The sequence below is a fragment of the Parerythrobacter aestuarii genome (assembly GCF_030140925.1).
Lineage (GTDB): Bacteria > Pseudomonadota > Alphaproteobacteria > Sphingomonadales > Sphingomonadaceae > Parerythrobacter > Parerythrobacter aestuarii.
Genome location: NZ_JARBWD010000001.1, coordinates 1,673,714 through 1,689,794 on the forward strand (window position 1 = coordinate 1,673,714; position 16,081 = coordinate 1,689,794).

The 16,081-nt window shown below is 59.7% G+C and carries 13 protein-coding genes and 1 tRNA gene; 11 read left to right on the top strand and 3 right to left on the bottom strand.

The features are described from left to right. Positions 1 to 19 precede the first annotated feature (19 nt). The 6 genes from QPW08_RS08185 to QPW08_RS08210 all read left to right on the top strand — a co-directional run bounded on the left by QPW08_RS08185 (position 20) and on the right by QPW08_RS08210 (position 5,344). Positions 20 to 367, top strand: coding sequence for a hypothetical protein (locus tag QPW08_RS08185; RefSeq protein WP_284125240.1), 348 nt, complete (start codon positions 20 to 22; stop codon positions 365 to 367). Positions 368 to 386: 19 nt separating this feature from the next. Then, entirely contained in the window at positions 387 to 1,205 is an 819-nt protein-coding gene (locus QPW08_RS08190; protein ID WP_284125241.1) for an inositol monophosphatase family protein, read from the top strand. 52 nt (positions 1,206 to 1,257) lie between these two features. Next, a tRNA-Leu gene (locus tag QPW08_RS08195) sits at positions 1,258 to 1,342 on the top strand. Positions 1,343 to 1,466: 124 nt separating this feature from the next. Next, positions 1,467 to 2,051, top strand: a complete 585-nt coding sequence (locus QPW08_RS08200; RefSeq protein WP_284125242.1) for a hypothetical protein — start codon at positions 1,467 to 1,469, stop codon at positions 2,049 to 2,051. 106 nt (positions 2,052 to 2,157) lie between these two features. Further along, entirely contained in the window at positions 2,158 to 3,972 is a 1,815-nt protein-coding gene (locus QPW08_RS08205; protein WP_284125243.1) for an SLC13 family permease, read from the top strand. Between the two features lie 43 nt (positions 3,973 to 4,015). Continuing rightward, the gene (locus tag QPW08_RS08210; protein WP_284125244.1) at positions 4,016 to 5,344 is read left to right on the top strand and encodes an amidohydrolase; all 1,329 of its coding nucleotides are present in this window, start codon (positions 4,016 to 4,018) and stop codon (positions 5,342 to 5,344) included. Here QPW08_RS08210 and QPW08_RS08215 read toward each other — a convergent pair. The 3 genes from QPW08_RS08215 to QPW08_RS08225 all read right to left on the bottom strand — a co-directional run bounded on the left by QPW08_RS08215 (position 5,341) and on the right by QPW08_RS08225 (position 7,793). Next, positions 5,341 to 5,883: a hypothetical protein gene (locus QPW08_RS08215; RefSeq protein ID WP_284125245.1), complete on the bottom strand. Its 543-nt coding sequence runs from the start codon at positions 5,881 to 5,883 to the stop codon at positions 5,341 to 5,343. The genes QPW08_RS08210 and QPW08_RS08215 overlap by 4 nt on opposite strands. A gap of 132 nt (positions 5,884 to 6,015) precedes the next feature. Beyond that, complete coding sequence (locus tag QPW08_RS08220) at positions 6,016 to 6,183, bottom strand: hypothetical protein (RefSeq protein WP_284125246.1); 168 nt, start codon at positions 6,181 to 6,183, stop codon at positions 6,016 to 6,018. An 11-nt stretch (positions 6,184 to 6,194) separates the two neighbouring features. Beyond that, on the bottom strand, positions 6,195 to 7,793 hold the full coding sequence (locus tag QPW08_RS08225; RefSeq protein WP_284125248.1) for an isocitrate lyase: 1,599 nt from the start codon (positions 7,791 to 7,793) through the stop codon (positions 6,195 to 6,197). Positions 7,794 to 7,936: 143 nt separating this feature from the next. Between QPW08_RS08225 and QPW08_RS08230 the strand changes: the two genes are divergently transcribed. From QPW08_RS08230 to QPW08_RS08250, 5 genes are all read left to right on the top strand, one after another. Continuing rightward, entirely contained in the window at positions 7,937 to 9,331 is a 1,395-nt protein-coding gene (locus QPW08_RS08230) for a helix-turn-helix domain-containing protein (RefSeq protein ID WP_284125249.1), read from the top strand. Positions 9,332 to 9,454: 123 nt separating this feature from the next. After that, positions 9,455 to 10,840: a TIGR03013 family XrtA/PEP-CTERM system glycosyltransferase gene (locus tag QPW08_RS08235; protein WP_284125250.1), complete on the top strand. Its 1,386-nt coding sequence runs from the start codon at positions 9,455 to 9,457 to the stop codon at positions 10,838 to 10,840. Positions 10,841 to 10,845: 5 nt separating this feature from the next. Further along, positions 10,846 to 12,942 (top strand): XrtA/PEP-CTERM system histidine kinase PrsK, encoded by a 2,097-nt coding sequence (prsK, locus tag QPW08_RS08240; protein ID WP_284125251.1) that lies wholly within the window; start codon positions 10,846 to 10,848, stop codon positions 12,940 to 12,942. Between the two features lie 2 nt (positions 12,943 to 12,944). Further along, complete coding sequence (prsR, locus tag QPW08_RS08245) at positions 12,945 to 14,309, top strand: PEP-CTERM-box response regulator transcription factor (protein ID WP_284125252.1); 1,365 nt, start codon at positions 12,945 to 12,947, stop codon at positions 14,307 to 14,309. Next, on the top strand, positions 14,293 to 16,071 hold the full coding sequence (locus QPW08_RS08250) for a tetratricopeptide repeat protein (RefSeq protein ID WP_284125253.1): 1,779 nt from the start codon (positions 14,293 to 14,295) through the stop codon (positions 16,069 to 16,071). The genes prsR and QPW08_RS08250 overlap by 17 nt, the downstream gene beginning before the upstream one ends. The last annotated feature ends 10 nt before the right edge of the window (positions 16,072 to 16,081 follow it).

The window sequence follows — 16,081 nt, forward strand, 5'->3', positions numbered from 1 at the left end:
GCCCTAGAAGGGGAAAGCAATGGGCACCCATCCGAAACTTGAGAAGATCAACCTCGACAAGAGTTACATCCTGGGGGTGATCTACGATGATGAATCGCTGACGCTGGAAATGGATTTCCGGCTTGAAGCGGACCATCCGGAGTTCAAGGCCCCCGAAGCCGGGCAGGATGGTTGCTATCGACAGGGCTTTGTTCGTTTCTCCGACATGGATGATTTGCGCCTGCGCAAGACCAAGGTCGAAGAAGGCAAGAACGTCGATCTCAGCATCATCAATGCGGCGACGATCGATGCCGACTATGCCTTTATCGACAGCGGTTGGGGCGAAATCGAATTGACGGCGCAATCGATCCAGATCGCGTTCGACTGACACAGAAAGAATTTGAGTAATGGCAGCCCTATCGGGTCTCATTCGCGTCATGGAAAAGGCTGCCCGCAAGGCGGGTGGCAAGCTGCGGCGTGACTTCGGCGAAGTCGAACATCTGCAGGTAAGCCGCAAAGGCCCTGCGGACTTCGTCTCAAAGGCAGATCGTATCGCTGAGCGGACGATCTATGACGAGTTGATTCATGCCCGCCCCGACTGGGGATTCGTGCTGGAAGAAGCAGGCATAATCGAAGGTGATCCGAACAAGCCGCGCTGGATCATCGATCCGCTCGATGGGACCAGTAATTTCCTGCATGGAATTCCGCATTTCGCAATCAGTATTGCAGTACAGGAACCCAAACTCGACGGTTCGGGCTGGGGCGAGGTAACTGCGGCGCTAATCTACCAGCCGATCACAGATGAGACATACTGGGCTGAGAAAACTCGCGGTGCCTGGCTCCATGACGGACGCCTGCGCGTTTCCGCGCGACGCACCCTTCCGGAGGCTCTGGTTGCAACAGGCATCCCGTTCCAGGGACATGGCGACTTCGCAGAATGGAGCCGCATTTTCGGAGCGATCGGCCCGGAAGTGGCCGGAATTCGCCGCTTCGGTGCGGCCTCGCTCGATCTCGCGTGGCTTGCTGCCGGCCGGTTCGACGGTTTCTGGGAGAGTGGCCTCAATGATTGGGATACTGCCGCCGGCTGCCTGATCGTGCGGGAAGCAGGCGGCTTTGTCAGCGATTTCCGTGGCCGATCGCAGCCCATTCATTCGGCGCAGGTTCTGGCGGCCAATGATGCGTTGCACTCGAAGCTGCACAAACTTCTCGCTAATGCGCTGAAGTAGACTACTTGCAGCCGAGGGCCGGCAGCGCTATCCGCCGCCCTCCTGGAAGCGTGCCCCTGTGGCGGAATTGGTAGACGCGCTCGACTCAAAATCGAGTTTCTAACGAAGTGCCGGTTCGAGTCCGGCCAGGGGTACCAATCCGACAATCCCTTACCTGGCAACTTGGCCTTGTAACCTGTCGTGTCTCCTGCACGAATAGCGACGGGTTGAACGCGGCGTGGCAAGCGCACACAATGCCCGCCGCAAACAGGGGATTGCACAATGACCTTCACACCTCGCGGGGCCGCCAAGGCTGTGGCCTGGGCTCTGCTGGCAACCGTCGCTACTCAGATATTCTACATGGCGGTGGTTGCGCCGACGGACGATGCGCTGTTGCGCAAGGCAACCTGGACGGCAGAGATGGCGCTGTTCTCGCTCGTCTTCGTAGCATCGCTTCCACTGGCTGGACGGAGCAAGGCACCGCTTGTCTGGTCAACCGTTGCCTTGGCAGGCGTGGTCAATGTCATCCAAGTGGGAATGGGGCTCGCTGAGTTCGGCCCGGCTCGTGAGGCAGCCGATGAACACGTATTCCGGACAGTTCTCAACGGCGCCTTCTTCCTCTATTTTCACGGAAAGGCGATGATGGGTCTCGCTGCGGTCGGGGTTGGCCTCGCAGCTATTCGGCAATCGAACACCACTGTGAGGATTATTGGTGGATTGTCGTTCCTGTCCGGTGCCGCTGCTGTCGTGCTTAATCTCTATAGTATGGCGAACGGGATGGACATCGTGTTTGCAGCGGGAGCGGCAGGTACGGTTGCGACAGCGTTCTTCGCCTTGATCGTTCTTGTAGGTAAGAATGAACCATAAATATCTGAATGGGATAGAAAAAATGGCATAGCCCACAGGATAAGCGAGGCCCCGGAAGAGATTACCGTTTGCGTCCTCCGAATGAGACGGTAACCTGTGCCTGGCTATGATCGAGGCACCTTCCTTTCATGCGATAGCTGCCATGGTCGTAACGATCGCGATGTTCGTGGCCTTCGTTCGCGGCAAAATGTCGATCGAGATCATCTCGCTGCTCACCATCGCCGTTATTGCCGTCGGGCTCTATTTCTTCCCTCTCGACGGTCATAACCCGGCAGACGGCCTTGCGATCGCGTTTTCCGGTTTTGGGCACTACGCCCTCATTACCATTTGCGCGTTGATGATAATGGGGCGGGGGCTTGTCGTTACCGGAGCGCTGGAGCCGGCAGCGCGGTTCCTCGAAGGCGTCTTCAAATACAATCTCCAGCTTGGGATGCTGGTCAGCCTGCTGATCGCCTTTGTTCTCTCCATGGGGGTCAACAACACCCCGGTGCTGGTGCTGCTGATCCCGATCTTCGTCACGCTGGCGGCGAGGGGGGCCTTGCCCGCCTCGAAAACGCTGATTCCGCTCAACGCGGCATCGCTGTTGGGTGGGCTGGCAACGACGATCGGCACATCGACCAATATCCTGGTCGTCTCCATCGCGGTCGATCTGGGCATGGATCCGATGGGTGTTTTCCATTTCACACCGATCGTGCTTGTCGCAGCAGCTGTCGCCTTGCCGTACCTCTGGCTGGTTATGCCTAGGCTGTTGCGCGACAACCGGGTCGAGAACCTGCAGCAAACGCGGCGGTTTCACACGCGACTGCGGGTTAATGCCGATAGCACTATAGCCAATGAGGAACTGGCGAGCGTAATTCCAAAGCTGCCTGCCGACTTCGAATTCCACCGGAAGGGTGATGGACCTGTCCGCCCGCAGGAACAGATCCATGTATCCGGCACGCACGACGCGCTTGAGGAAGCTATGCGCACGCTGGGCAGCGAAGTCGCTCCGGCGTGGGTGCTCGACAAGATCAAGCGCAAATCGAACGAGACCGGCAAGGACATCATCGTGTCGGAGATGGCCGTGACGGCTGACTCGCGACTGATCAGGCGTACCTTGCCCAGTTCGGGCATTGCCGATCTGTTTGGCGTCGCCGTTCTCGGGATCCACCGGCCTGACAGGCTGGTTGGAGAACGCGACACCTATAGTGAAGGTGGTGACCTCCGAATTGCGGAAGGCGATGTCTTGCTCGTCATGGGTGTGCAGGAAGACCTGCAGGATTTTGCCCGTGGCGACAGCCTCCTCATTCTCGAAGGCATGCGCGAATTGCCGCGTCGATCCAAGGCATTGCTCGCGGCGACCATCATGGGCGTTTCTGTAGGCCTTGCCGCCTTTGGCTTCCTTCCTATCGCCATTGCGGCGCTGGCGGGCGCGATCGTGATGTTCGTGACCGGTTGCGTGAAGTTTGACCGGGTTGGGCGGGCCTTGTCGGGCCAGGTTATCGTTCTGGTCGCGGCAAGCATCGCAATCGGGCGAATCATCGACGAAAGCGGGGCAGCGGAATGGCTGGGGCAGGTGCTCGCCTACGGGCTGCGGTTCGATGCACCCGGATCGCTGCAGCTGGCCATCGTTATCGCAGCGATCATGCTGTTTATGACCTTCCTGACCAATTTTGCGTCCAATGCCACAGCAGCAACAGTGGGGACGCCAATTGCGTTCAGCATTGCCAAACAGTTGGGTCTCCCGGCAGAGCCGCTGGTGCTGGCCGTCCTGTTCGGCTGCAACCTGTGTTACGCGACCCCGATTGCCTATCAGACAAACATGCTGATCATGGCAGAGGGGTCATACAATTTCAGCGACTATGTCCGCACCGGCATCCCATTGGTGCTGATCATGGTGACAACGCTCTCGTTCCTGTTGGCGCTGACCTACGGGATGTGAGCGTTTTTCCGCTCCGGTTCGGTTTTGAGATGAAGGGAAGAGCATGAACAAGGTTTGGGGAATCGGATCGGCGCTTGCGCTGGCTATGGTGCCGCAGGCAGCCCTGGCGGATGATCTTCGCGATGATGTCGCCGACGACCTGCCCGGTTTGATGGAGGTGTACAAGGACCTGCATGCCAATCCGGAACTGAGCTTTGAAGAAGTCCGGACGGCGGCCAAGTTGGCAACGCTTGTTCGGGAGCTCGGGTTCGAAGTCACCGAAGGGGTTGGACAGACCGGCGTAGTTGCAGTCTTGCGCAATGGTGACGGTCCCACCGTGATGTTGCGGGCAGATATGGATGGCTTGCCGGTGATTGAGCAGACCGGCTTGCCGTTTGCCTCCAAGGTCACTGCAACCCCGGCATCCGGCGTCACCACCGGTGTCATGCACGCATGTGGGCACGATACGCATATGGCGGCGTGGGTAGGTGCCGCGCAGCTGCTGGTTGAGCGCAAGCAGCAATGGTCGGGTACGCTGGTCATGATCCTGCAACCGGCGGAGGAGATCGGCCTTGGCGCGCTGGCGATGCTCGACGACGGACTCTTCGAGCGGTTTCCCAAGCCCGATTATGTGCTTGGCTTTCATGATGCGGCGCAATTCCCTGCCGGCATGATCGGGTATTCCCCGGGCTTCGCGCTCGCCAATGTCGATAGCGTCGATATCACGGTAAAGGGCGTCGGTGGCCATGGGGCCTATCCGCATACGACCAAGGACCCCATTGTCATCGCCAGTTCGATCGTGATGCGCTTGCAGACGTTGGTAAGCCGCGAAAGCTCGCCGCTGGATCCCGCAGTGGTTACTGTCGGTAGCTTCCTGGCCGGTGCCAAGCACAACATCATTCCCGATGAGGCGCGGCTGCAGCTGACGGTACGCTCGTATAGCGATGCTTCGCGCAAGCTCCTGCTTGATGGCATCAAGCGGATCGCCCGCGCCGAGGCGCTGGCCGCCGGATTGCCGGAGGAACTATTGCCGGTCGTCACCATCGAAGATCCCTACACCCCGGCCACATACAACACCCCGGAATTTACCGAACAGGTGATGGCCGGGTTGCGTTTGCGTTTTGGCGGGGATCGCGTGATGCAGGTCCCATCCGTTATGGGCGGGGAGGATTTCAGCCAGTTCTACCGCGCAGATCGCGAGAATATCGAATCCCTGATATTCTGGGTTGGAGGCGTTCCGCAGGAGGACATGGAGAGGGCCGAACGCGGTGAGATCACCCTGCCATCGCTGCACAGTCCCTTCTGGGCGCCGGATGCCGAGAAAGTGATTGCAACTGCAACAGAAGCCATGGTTGCAACGACGCTCGACCTGATGGCGCAGAAAGGCGGCTAGTAGTCGGATTCTTCCGGTTGTTGGCCGGGATTCGGATTGGCTCTCGAACGCGATGCCTCCGACATCTTCTTCATCGCCTCTCGCCGTTCTTCTTCCGTCCCGATGATCATCGGGTCATTGGTGCCGGCGAGCGATTTGCGAGTCTCGCTTGGCAACGCGAACCATTCCGCCTCCGTCAGGCCGAGCCGTTCCCAGATTTCCATGCCCGGCTTGGCACCCGGCGGCAGCCTGATGAAATCGCGCGAGCTAGAAGTGGCGGTTCCCATGCTGGCTGAACCTATGGCGCTGTCTGATCCGAAGCTACCAGCTGCCCCTGTCGCGTGCGGATCCTTGCGAATGATCTCCCGACTGCCGGAATTCTTGTCTGCTTCTTCGAGCCGGCGCTGCTCCGATTGCTTGGCCAGCTCGGTTTCGATCGCTTGCTGGGCCTCGCCGTCCGCAAGAACACCGACAAGCGCAGTCAAGCCAACCGTAACGATGGCGAAGTGGCGATACATCTTCGCCGTGTCGATCTTCTTGTGTTTCCGGTTGCGGATCATCTCGCCACAATAGCAGGAAATCGGTTAATCTTTCGCAAGGGATATGGTTTGAAAGTTGACGGCCGCCGGGGCGTTAACCCCGACGGCCGTAGTCTCCTCCCCAGGAGATTGGTTTGCGTTCAGCTTGGCGGGTTAGCCATAGTTACCCAAGCGGTGGTGCAAGGCATTGATCTTGGCGAGTTCCTCGCGGTCCTCGGTCGCCTTTGCGTGGCTTTCCAGCGCTCGACGCAACAGCTTGAAGTCAGCGGTCGAGAGCAGGGCGCGGGCCCGGCCAGGTTCTTTGGCGGTGGTATCGCTCATCATCACTCTCCTTACGCAGCTTCGAACTGGTTCATGGTGTTGTCCTTGCCGCCAGCCTTGAGGGCCGCTTCACCGGCGAAGTATTCCTTGTGGTCGTCGCCGATGTCGGAGCCGGCCATGTTCTGGTGCTTCACACAGGCGATGCCCTGGCGAATTTCTTCGCGCTGGACGTTCTTGACGTAGCCCAGCATGCCTTCGTCACCGAAGTAGCGTTTGGCAAGGTTGTCCGTGCTCAACGCAGCCGTGTGATAGGTTGGCAGGGTGATAAGGTGGTGGAAGATCCCTGCTTCGCGTGCGGCATCGGCCTGGAAGGTCTGGATACGGGCATCGGCTTCGGCAGCGAGTTCGGTCGCGTCATACTCGGCGTCCATCAAGCGGGCGCGGTCATAATTGGCGAGATCGCGGCCTTCCTCCTGCCAGGCGTCGAACACCTGCTGGCGGAAGTTGAGTGTCCAGTTGAAGCTCGGCGAGTTGTTGTAGACGAGCTTGGCATTCGGGATGACTTCGCGAATGCGGCTGACCATCCCCCCGATCTGGCCGATGTGCGGCTTCTCGGTCTCGATCCACAGCAGGTCGGCACCGTGCTGGAGCGAGGTGATGCAGTCTAGCACGCAGCGATCTTCGCCGGTCCCGGCACGGAACTGGTAGAGGTTCGAGGGCAGGCGCTTCGGACGCAGCAGCTTCCCTTCGCGGCTGAGGAAGACGTCGCCATTCTGGATGTCAGCCGGATCGACCTCTTCGCAATCGAGGAAGCTGTTGTACTGGTCGCCCAGATCGCCTTCTTCCTTGGTGTAGGCGATCGACTTGGTGAGGCCGGCGCCAAGGCTGTCGGTACGGGCAACGATGATACCGTCAGGAACGCCCAGCTCGAGGAAGGCATAACGGATCGCGCGGATCTTCTGCAGGAATTCCTCGTGCGGAACGGTAACCTTGCCGTCCTGGTGGCCGCACTGCTTCTCGTCCGACACCTGGTTCTCGATCTGCAGCGCGCAGGCACCGGCTTCGATCATCTTCTTGGCGAGCAGGTAGGTCGCTTCGGCGTTACCGAAACCGGCATCGATATCGGCAATGATCGGAACGACGTGAGTCTGATGCTCGTCGATCTTGCGCAGCAGGCGGTGCGTGTTGACGGCATCCCCGGCAGCCTTGGCTTCGTCGAGTTCGCGGAACAGGCCGCCCAGCTCGCGGGCATCAGCCTGCTTCAGGAAGGTGTAGAGTTCGCCGATCAGCGCCGGGACGCTGGTCTTCTCGTGCATCGACTGGTCGGGCAGGGGGCCGAACTCGCTGCGCAGGGCGGCAACCATCCAGCCCGAGAGGTAGAGGTAACGGCGCTTGGTGCTGCCGAAGTGCTTCTTGATCGAAATCATCTTTTGCTGCGCGATGAAACCGTGCCAGCAGCCCAGCGATTGGGTATAGTTAGCCGGATCCTTGTCATAGGCCTCCATGTCGGCGCGCATGATCTTGGCAGTGTAGCGAGCGATATCGATGCCTGTTGGGAAACGGTTCTGGATCTGCATGCGGGCCGCCGATTCGGCGTCGATCGCATTCCAGGGCGCACCATTGGCTTCGATGGTGCTGCGCAGCTGGTTGATGGCGTTGCTGTAGGTCACGGTCAGTCTCCAATCTGGGGAAGCGGGGCTATGCAGTCTATTTCGCACCAGCAGCATTACAGAGATAGAGAAAGTTACAGACTTTTTTGTCTTCAATCGCTAAGTCGGGCCTCATCGCGTGTAATAATGTAAGGAAAATGACAATGGCTGAACAGTCGCTTTTCGCCGGAGCAGCACTGCGAAGGCTGCGAAAACGCGAAGGCATGACACAGGCTGCGATGGCCAAATTACTCGGCATTTCAGCTAGCTACCTTACATTGATGGAGAGAAATCAGCGCCCCGTCTCAGCGCGGGTGATCGTGCAACTGGCCGAACAGTTCGATTTCGATCCGCGGTCCTTGCGCGAAGATGAGGCGATTGGGGGACTCGATGGCCTGTACCGCCGACTCAAGGATGAACGGTTCGCCGATCTCGATATCGACCGTGAAGAGGCGACCGAATTCCTCAACAATGCACCGCAGGCAGCAGCTGCATTTGCCCGGATGTTCGATGTGGGATCGGCTGATGTCGAGACATTCGATGATCCAATTGCCCTTTGCCGGCGCGAGATTGATCGGTGGCGCAACCACTTCGCCGATCTCGACGTTGCGGCTGAAGACCTGGCCGATACGCTCCGCCTCTCGCGGCAGGATTTCCTCGCCGCAGTGACCGATCGCCTGCGTGAGAAGCATCACCTCGCGATCCGTATCCTTCCGCGAGAAGTGATGCCTGACGCCATTCGTCGTTTGGATTTCCATGCCCGCCAGGTGCAGCTCTCGGAAATGCTATCGCCGGCGTCACGCAACTTTCAGCTCGCCCTTCAAATTGGTGAACTTGAACAAGGGCAGGTCATCGGCAGTATTGCCGCCGGGGCGGGCTTCCGGGATGAAGCGGCCCGCAAGCTGTTCGAGCGGCACCTCTCAGGCTATTTCGCGGCCGCCTTGATGATGCCTTACGGCCGGTTCCTGCGGGCTTGCGAAGCGACGGGGTATGATCTGGAAGTGCTGACGCGCCGCTTCGGTGCCAGCGTTGAACAGGTGGCACAACGCCTCACAACACTGCAGCGTGTAGGTCAGCGCGGCTTGCCCTTCTTCATGGCGCGGTTCGACCGGGCAGGGCAGTTTTCCAAACGCATAGCGGGGGCCAGCGGGACAACACTGATCGACGGCGAGCATTCCTGCCCGCTGTGGCAGGTCCATCATTCGTTTGGACGGCGCGAGGGTTGGCTGGTGCAGGCGGTCCTGCTTGAGGAAAGTGCGGGCGGGCCTTCGCACTGGCTCACGATGAGCTATGCCGTGGCGTCCGACGAAGGAGCGGCTTCAGGCCAATTCGCCATTGCCCTCGGTCTCGAAGCCCGGCTCGCAGCCGACCTCGCCCAAGCCCAAGATGTGTCATCACGCCCGGAAGATGCCACGCGGATCGGGCTGGGTTGTGCCCGGTGCTATTGGCCAGATTGCCGCCAGCGGGCCTTGCCGCCACGTGGGGCGACACTGGAATTCGGGCTCATTTCGCGACCGAACACCCCGTTTTCTTTCGGTCAGCGTTCTGCACTGAAGTAAGCTGAAATTAACCACGGAAGCCTGCGGATTGGGGCAATTTGCCGCTCAGTGTAAGATTTACCGACATTTCATATCTTTCGCTTAATCCGGAAATCCAATGAGAAGGATTTCCGGGCAGCGATCATGATCCGCCTCTTCAAGCACTATATTCCGCATGCCGTGCTGCTGCTCGGCCTGTTCGACCTTGCCCTGCTAATCGTTGCAGGTGAGGCCGCATGGCTTGTGCGGGCGTCGCAGATCGAAATGGACGCCGGGCCGATCATTGAACGGTTCGGGCTCCTCATGACCTTTGCGGTGATTGTCTGGACCGCGATGATTGCAGTCGGCGTCTACGGCGCGGAAGCCCTTCGCTCGATGCAGTTCGCCGGGACACGATTGCTTGTTGCCATCAGCCTGGGGATCATCGCTTTGTCAGTGATCGATTTCGTTCTCCCGGGCGCGACGATGTGGCGCTCGACATTGCTCTATTCGATGTTCATCGCGACCGGCCTCCTGGTAGCCAATCGCCTGATCCTTGGTAGCTTTCTCGGTACGTCGGCCTTCCGACGACGGGTGGTAGTGCTTGGGGCCGGCCCCCGCGCCAAGCGCCTGTCGGATCTGGCCAATCGCCCTGAGAGCGGGTTCGTGATCGTGGCTTACATCGCCATGACCGAAGCTGCCCGCGAGGTCCCGGAAGCCATCGCTCGCGAGGCTATTCATGACCTCGGACAATTCGTCAGCAATCTCGGCGCGAGCGAGGTCGTGCTGGCGCTGGAAGAGCGCCGCAATTCCCTGCCGCTGAAAGACCTGCTTCGGATCAAGACCAAGGGTGTGCACGTCAACGAATTCTCGAGCTTTCTTGAACGTGAAACAGGCCGGGTCGACCTCGACACGGTCAATCCCAGCTGGCTGATTTTCTCCGATGGTTTCAGCGCTGGCCGCACTTTCTCCAGCGCTGCCAAGCGGATTTTCGATGTGCTCGCATCCGGCCTGCTGCTGGTGATGACCCTGCCAGTAATCGCGCTTTTTGCGTTGTTGATCAAACTCGACAGCAAAGGGCCGGCGTTCTTTCGCCAGCCACGTGTCGGCCTCTATGGCGAGACTTTCGACGTCATCAAACTCCGTTCGATGCGGACCGATGCTGAAAAGGACGGCGTCAAATGGGCGGAAAAGGATGACCCGCGGATCACACGGCTCGGCAAATTCATTCGCAAGGTTCGGATCGATGAATTGCCACAAACGTGGAGCGTGCTGAAAGGCGAGATGAGTTTTGTCGGGCCTCGCCCGGAAGTCCCGAAATTCGTTGGCGAGCTCGAGCAGGAACTGCCGTATTATGCCGAGCGCCATATGGTGAAGCCCGGGATCACCGGGTGGGCGCAAATCAACTATCCTTATGGTGCCAGCATTGAAGATGCTCGGCACAAGCTGGAATACGATCTCTACTACGCCAAGAACTACACGCCGTTCCTGGACCTCTTGATCCTGCTTCAGACCCTGCGGGTTGTCCTGTGGCCTGAGGGAGCGCGCTGATCGACATGCTCTCCTTCTGGGCCTTTACCAGCTTCATGCTGCATCTGCTGGGAGCGGCTGCGTGCGCTATGGGTGTGGTCTGGCTTGTCAGGCAGCCAACGACCAAGCGGAGCGATCGCCGACCGACCATGGTTGCCTTGGCTATCTCTGGCGTATGGGCAGCGGTCGTCGCTGCTTATGGCATGGGTTCGGCTGCGGCGCAGCTGGCGGAAGCGGCGCGAAATATGGCGTGGCTCCTCGTGCTGTACCGACTGTTCGCCCATGACGGGCGCGATCTGGCGATGGTCGGGGTACGTCCGGTCGTGGTCGCATTGGCCTTTGTCGTGCTGCTGCAACCCGCGTTGCTCTATGTCGACGACAACTGGGCGATCACGCAAGAGCTGGTGGCCGCTACGGAACAGACATCTGCCATGTTCCATATCCTGGTGGCGATCGGTGTGCTTGTCCTGTTGCACAACCTCTATGGTGGTGCTGCACGCGAGACCCGAGAGGCTCTCCGCTGGAGTGCCGCAGGCCTGGCCGGTTTCTGGGCCTTCGAGTTGAATTTCTACGTGGTGGCCTATCTCACCGGTGAGACAACCCCGGAGTTGGCAGCGATGCGTGGCCTGGTGGCGGGCCTCATGGCTCTTCCCCTCACAGTAGGAGCGAGCAATGGCCTCGCCGGGCGCAAATTGCAGGCGAGCCATTCGGTGGCGTTCCAGACATTGTCATTGCTGGTGATCGGTGGTTACCTCGTTCTGATGGTCGTCGCTGCAGAGCTGCTGTCCCTGCTGGGCGGCAATCTCGGACGATTGGCACAGATCGGCTTCCTGGTCGCGGCGGCAACAGTCACGTTGTTGTGGCTCCCCTCCCAGCGAATGCGGGGCTGGCTGCGGGTCACAGTGCTCAAGCACCTTTTCCAGCACCGCTACGACTATCGCGAAGAATGGATGCGGTTCACCCGCACCATGGGCCAGACGGCGGAGGGTGCAGAAAGCCTGTACCAGCGCAGCGCCAAGGCTCTCGCCGATATCGTAGACAGTCCAGCCGCCCTGCTGTTCCTGCCGGGGGATGATGGCTTGTTGCGGGAAGCGGCGAGTTGGAACTGGCGGGGAGAGCAGCGTCCGGCGATTGAATTGCCGGGCGATTTGACCACTCGCCTGGAACGGGATGACTACATCCTCGAACTCGATGTAGTCCGGCAGGGCAAGCAGGATCAGGCGATCCTCCTGCCGCAGTCGCTGTTCACGGATCAGGATGCATGGGTTCTTGTCCCGCTAATTCACTACGACAGGCTGGTTGGCGTGGTGTTGATGGCGCGTCCGATGGTTCCGCGGAGGCTGGATTGGGAAGACTTCGATCTCCTGCGCGTGGTCGGCAGGCAATTGGCCAGCTACCTCGCCGAGCATGACAGCCACAGTGCGCTGATGGAGTCTGCACAATTCGATGATTTCAATCGCCGCATGGCGTTTGTGATGCACGATATCAAGAATCTCGCCAGCCAGCTTGCGCTGCTGACGCGCAATGCCGAAAAACACGCCGATAATCCCGAATTCCGTAAGGATATGCTGGTCACTCTTCGCAATGGGGCCGACAAGCTGAACCTGCTGCTCGCTCGGCTTGGAAGATATGGCACCGGACAGCCGAATGACGTGGCTCCGATCGACCTGGTGGCGACCGCTCGCCGTGTTGTCGGACGCTTTGAGAAGCATGGAACAGTTACGCTGACGCGCGCCGATTCCTGCATTGTGCTTGGCGATGCCGAAGGTCTGGAACAGGCTCTCGTGCACCTCGTCCAGAACGCAATCGATGCCAGCGATCCGGGAATGCCCATCGCTCTGGATGTTTCGTCGGACGGTCTCATCGGCCGTGTCGAAGTCATCGACAGTGGCAGCGGCATGGACGCCGAGTTTCTCCGCCACCGCCTCTTCAAGCCTTTCGTGTCATCGAAAGACGGCGGATTTGGCATTGGTGCATTTGAAGCGCGGGAACTTGTTCGCGGGATGGGAGGGAGGCTCGATGTCCAGTCTCGCCCCGGCGTCGGTACCCGCTTCACGATAGCGATCCCCCTTTCCGAAGCGAGGCAATTCCTTGTTTCGAAATCCAGCCAGGAGGCAGCCTGATCATGGCAGATTCAAAGCCCAAGCTCCTTATCATTGAAGACGACGAAGGCCTGCAGGCCCAGTTGAAATGGGCGTATGAGGATTTCGACGTAACCATCGCCGGCAATCGCGACCAGGCACTGGCAGCCTTGCGTTCGGATGAGCCTGCCGTGGTGACACTGGACCTGGGATTGCCGCCAGATCCCGATGGCACGAGCGAAGGGTTTGCCGTGCTCGACGCGATCATGGCGATGAAACCGGATACCAAGGTAATCGTCGCATCCGGCCACGGTGCTCGAGAAAGCGCACTTCAGGCCATCGCACGCGGGGCCTACGACTTCTACCAAAAGCCCGTCGACATTGATGATCTGGGGCTGATCGTGCGCCGCGCTTTCAACCTGCACGCAATTGAGCGCGAGAACCAGCGTCTGGCGGAGAAGGTCGGTGAAGAAGGCAAGGTGCTAGGCACGCTGATCACTGCGGCACCGGAAATGGCCAAGGTTGCCCGTACGATCGAACGGGTAGCCAATACCGATGTCTCGGTCATGCTGCTCGGCGCAAGCGGGACCGGCAAGGAGCTACTGGCGCGCGGACTGCATGAAGCGAGTAATCGTCGTGCTGCAGCGTTCGTCGCGATCAATTGCGCCGCGATCCCTGAAAACTTGCTCGAAAGTGAGTTGTTCGGGCATGAGAAGGGAGCGTTTACGGGTGCGGTGAAGACCACCGAGGGAAAGATCGAGCAGGCCCATGGCGGCACGCTGTTCCTCGACGAGGTCGGCGACATCCCGTTGCCGCTTCAGGTCAAACTGCTCCGCTTCCTGCAGGAACGTACGATCGAGCGAATTGGCGGTCGCAAGCAGATCGCCGTCGACACCCGGATCGTCTGCGCCACCCACCAGGATCTTGAATCGATGACGGTTGCAGGCACTTTCCGCGAAGACCTGTTCTATCGCCTCGCGGAAATCGTCGTGAAAATACCGTCTCTGGCCGAACGTCCCGGCGATGCGGCGCTGCTCGCAAAAGCCTTCCTCAACCGCTTCGCCAAGGAAATGAACCCGCAGGTGAAGGGGTTTGCACCTGACGCATTGGCAGCGATTGATGGATGGGGCTGGCCTGGCAACGTCCGCGAACTCGAGAACCGTGTAAAACGCGCCGTCATCATGGCCGATGCCCGGCTGATCAGTGCAGAGGATCTTGACTTAGCGCCTGAAGGCGATGGAGCCGAACAGGCGCTCAACCTCAAGGCAGCGCGCGAAATGGCCGATCGGCGTGTCATCCGCCACGCATTGGCAAGAAGCGAAGGCAATATTTCCAGCACTGCAAAGATGCTCGGGATTAGCCGTCCAACGCTCTACGACCTGCTCAAGCAATATGATCTCCAGGCTTGAGATAAGGCGCATCTGGTTGCTGCTGGCTGCATGCGCTCTCGCAGCGTGCAGCGAAACCGAGGTCGAATTGCCGCCGCTGCAAAGGGTGACGTCGGCGCTCGAATCAGGCGACGGTTTTGGTGCCGAGCTGGTTCTGCGCCAGATGCTTGCCGATGGAACTTCACGTGATCGGTTGGCAGCATACATGGGAGAGGCCGAGCTGCTGCAAGGCCAGCCTGTGGAAGCCCGCAAGTGGCTAGGTGACGGCGAATTCTCGAAGGATACAGCCGGTAGAGGTTTTCATATCCTCGGCCGGCTCGAAATGCGTGAAGGAAATCTTCCGGCCGCCGGGCAGGCGTTTGACCGGGCGATTGGGTATATTCCCGAGGACCCGCAACTCTGGGTCGATATTGGTCGCCTGCGCTATCGCGGGGGGGAACAATCAATGGCGGTCGAAGCGGCGCTCAAGGCTGTCGAGCTCGATCCCGGAGATCCCGAAGCGCTGCTCTTTCGTGGGCAGTTGGCGCGGGATGCCGAGGGCATGGTTGCCGCTCTACCGTGGTTCGAGCAAGCGCTGGAACGGAGGCCTGACAGGCTCGACCTCCTGGCCGAATATGCCGCGACGCTCGGCGAGGCTGGCGAAGCTCAGGACATGCTCGAGATCGTCCGCCGGATGGCTGAATTGAACCCGGGGTATCTGCGTGCCTACTACCTTCAAGCGGTGGTCGCTGCGCGCGCCGGGAAATACGATCTCGCTCGCAAGCTGTTGGTCCGCAGCGGGGATTTCGTGAAGAACAGTCCTGCCGGCAATCTTCTCGCTGGCGTTATTGACCTCGAGACAGGCAACTACGCCAGCGCTGCCCAGGTGTTCGACCGACTTTACCGACAACAGCCGCAAAATGCCCGTGTGAGAGAACTGCTCGCGCGCTCGTTATCGATGGGAGGAAACCATCGCGAGCTTATCGCGCGTTTCGGAGAGGGGGCGCGGATGACCAGCGGGTCGCCATACCTCCAGGCAGTTGTTGCTCGTTCCCATGAAGCCTTGGGTCAACGTGAGCAGGCCGCGGCGCTAATCGATCTGGCTGCGGCCAGGGAAACGGGTAATCTGGTTGCGCTTCGACCAGCGGGGAATTTTGAAACCGTGTCCCGGCGTGATGCTCGCTCAGGTGAAGATGCCATGGCGCTCGTCCGCAACAACATTGTCAATGGGCGAGGGAACGAAGCGATCCGCGTGGCGGAGCAGTTTCGCCAGCGTTTTGCCGGTTCAGCAGATGCATTGGCGCTGGCAGGTGACGCCCAGTTGGCTGGACGCAACGTATCGAAGGCCTTGCAGTATTACGCGCAATCGGCCCGCATCAGGCAATCATGGCCCCTCGCGCGACGCAGGATTGTCGCTTTGCGTGCTGCCGGTCGGAGCACAGAGGCACACAGCCTGTTGGAAAAATTTGTCAGCGGGCATCCTGCCGCACTCGAACCACTGATGCTGCTTGCCCGGGCGCAGTATGACCGCGGCAATTTGCCACGCGCTGCAGTTTTGCTCGACCATGCCATTCTTGTCGGGGCGGATCGAGATCCCGAGCTGCTGGCACTGCGGGCTGTCGTTGCGTTGCGACTGGACGATCCTGAGCTGGCGGAGATGCTCGCGCAGAGGGCGATGGAAGTGCAACCTACGCATCCCGCCTCGCTCCAGGCTTTGGCGATGGTAGGGGGAGATGACCTTGCATCGGTGTTGATCGCGAAAGCGGACAATCTCGACCGGAGCGTCCAGCTCGCAAGGCGCTAGGCCGTCTCCA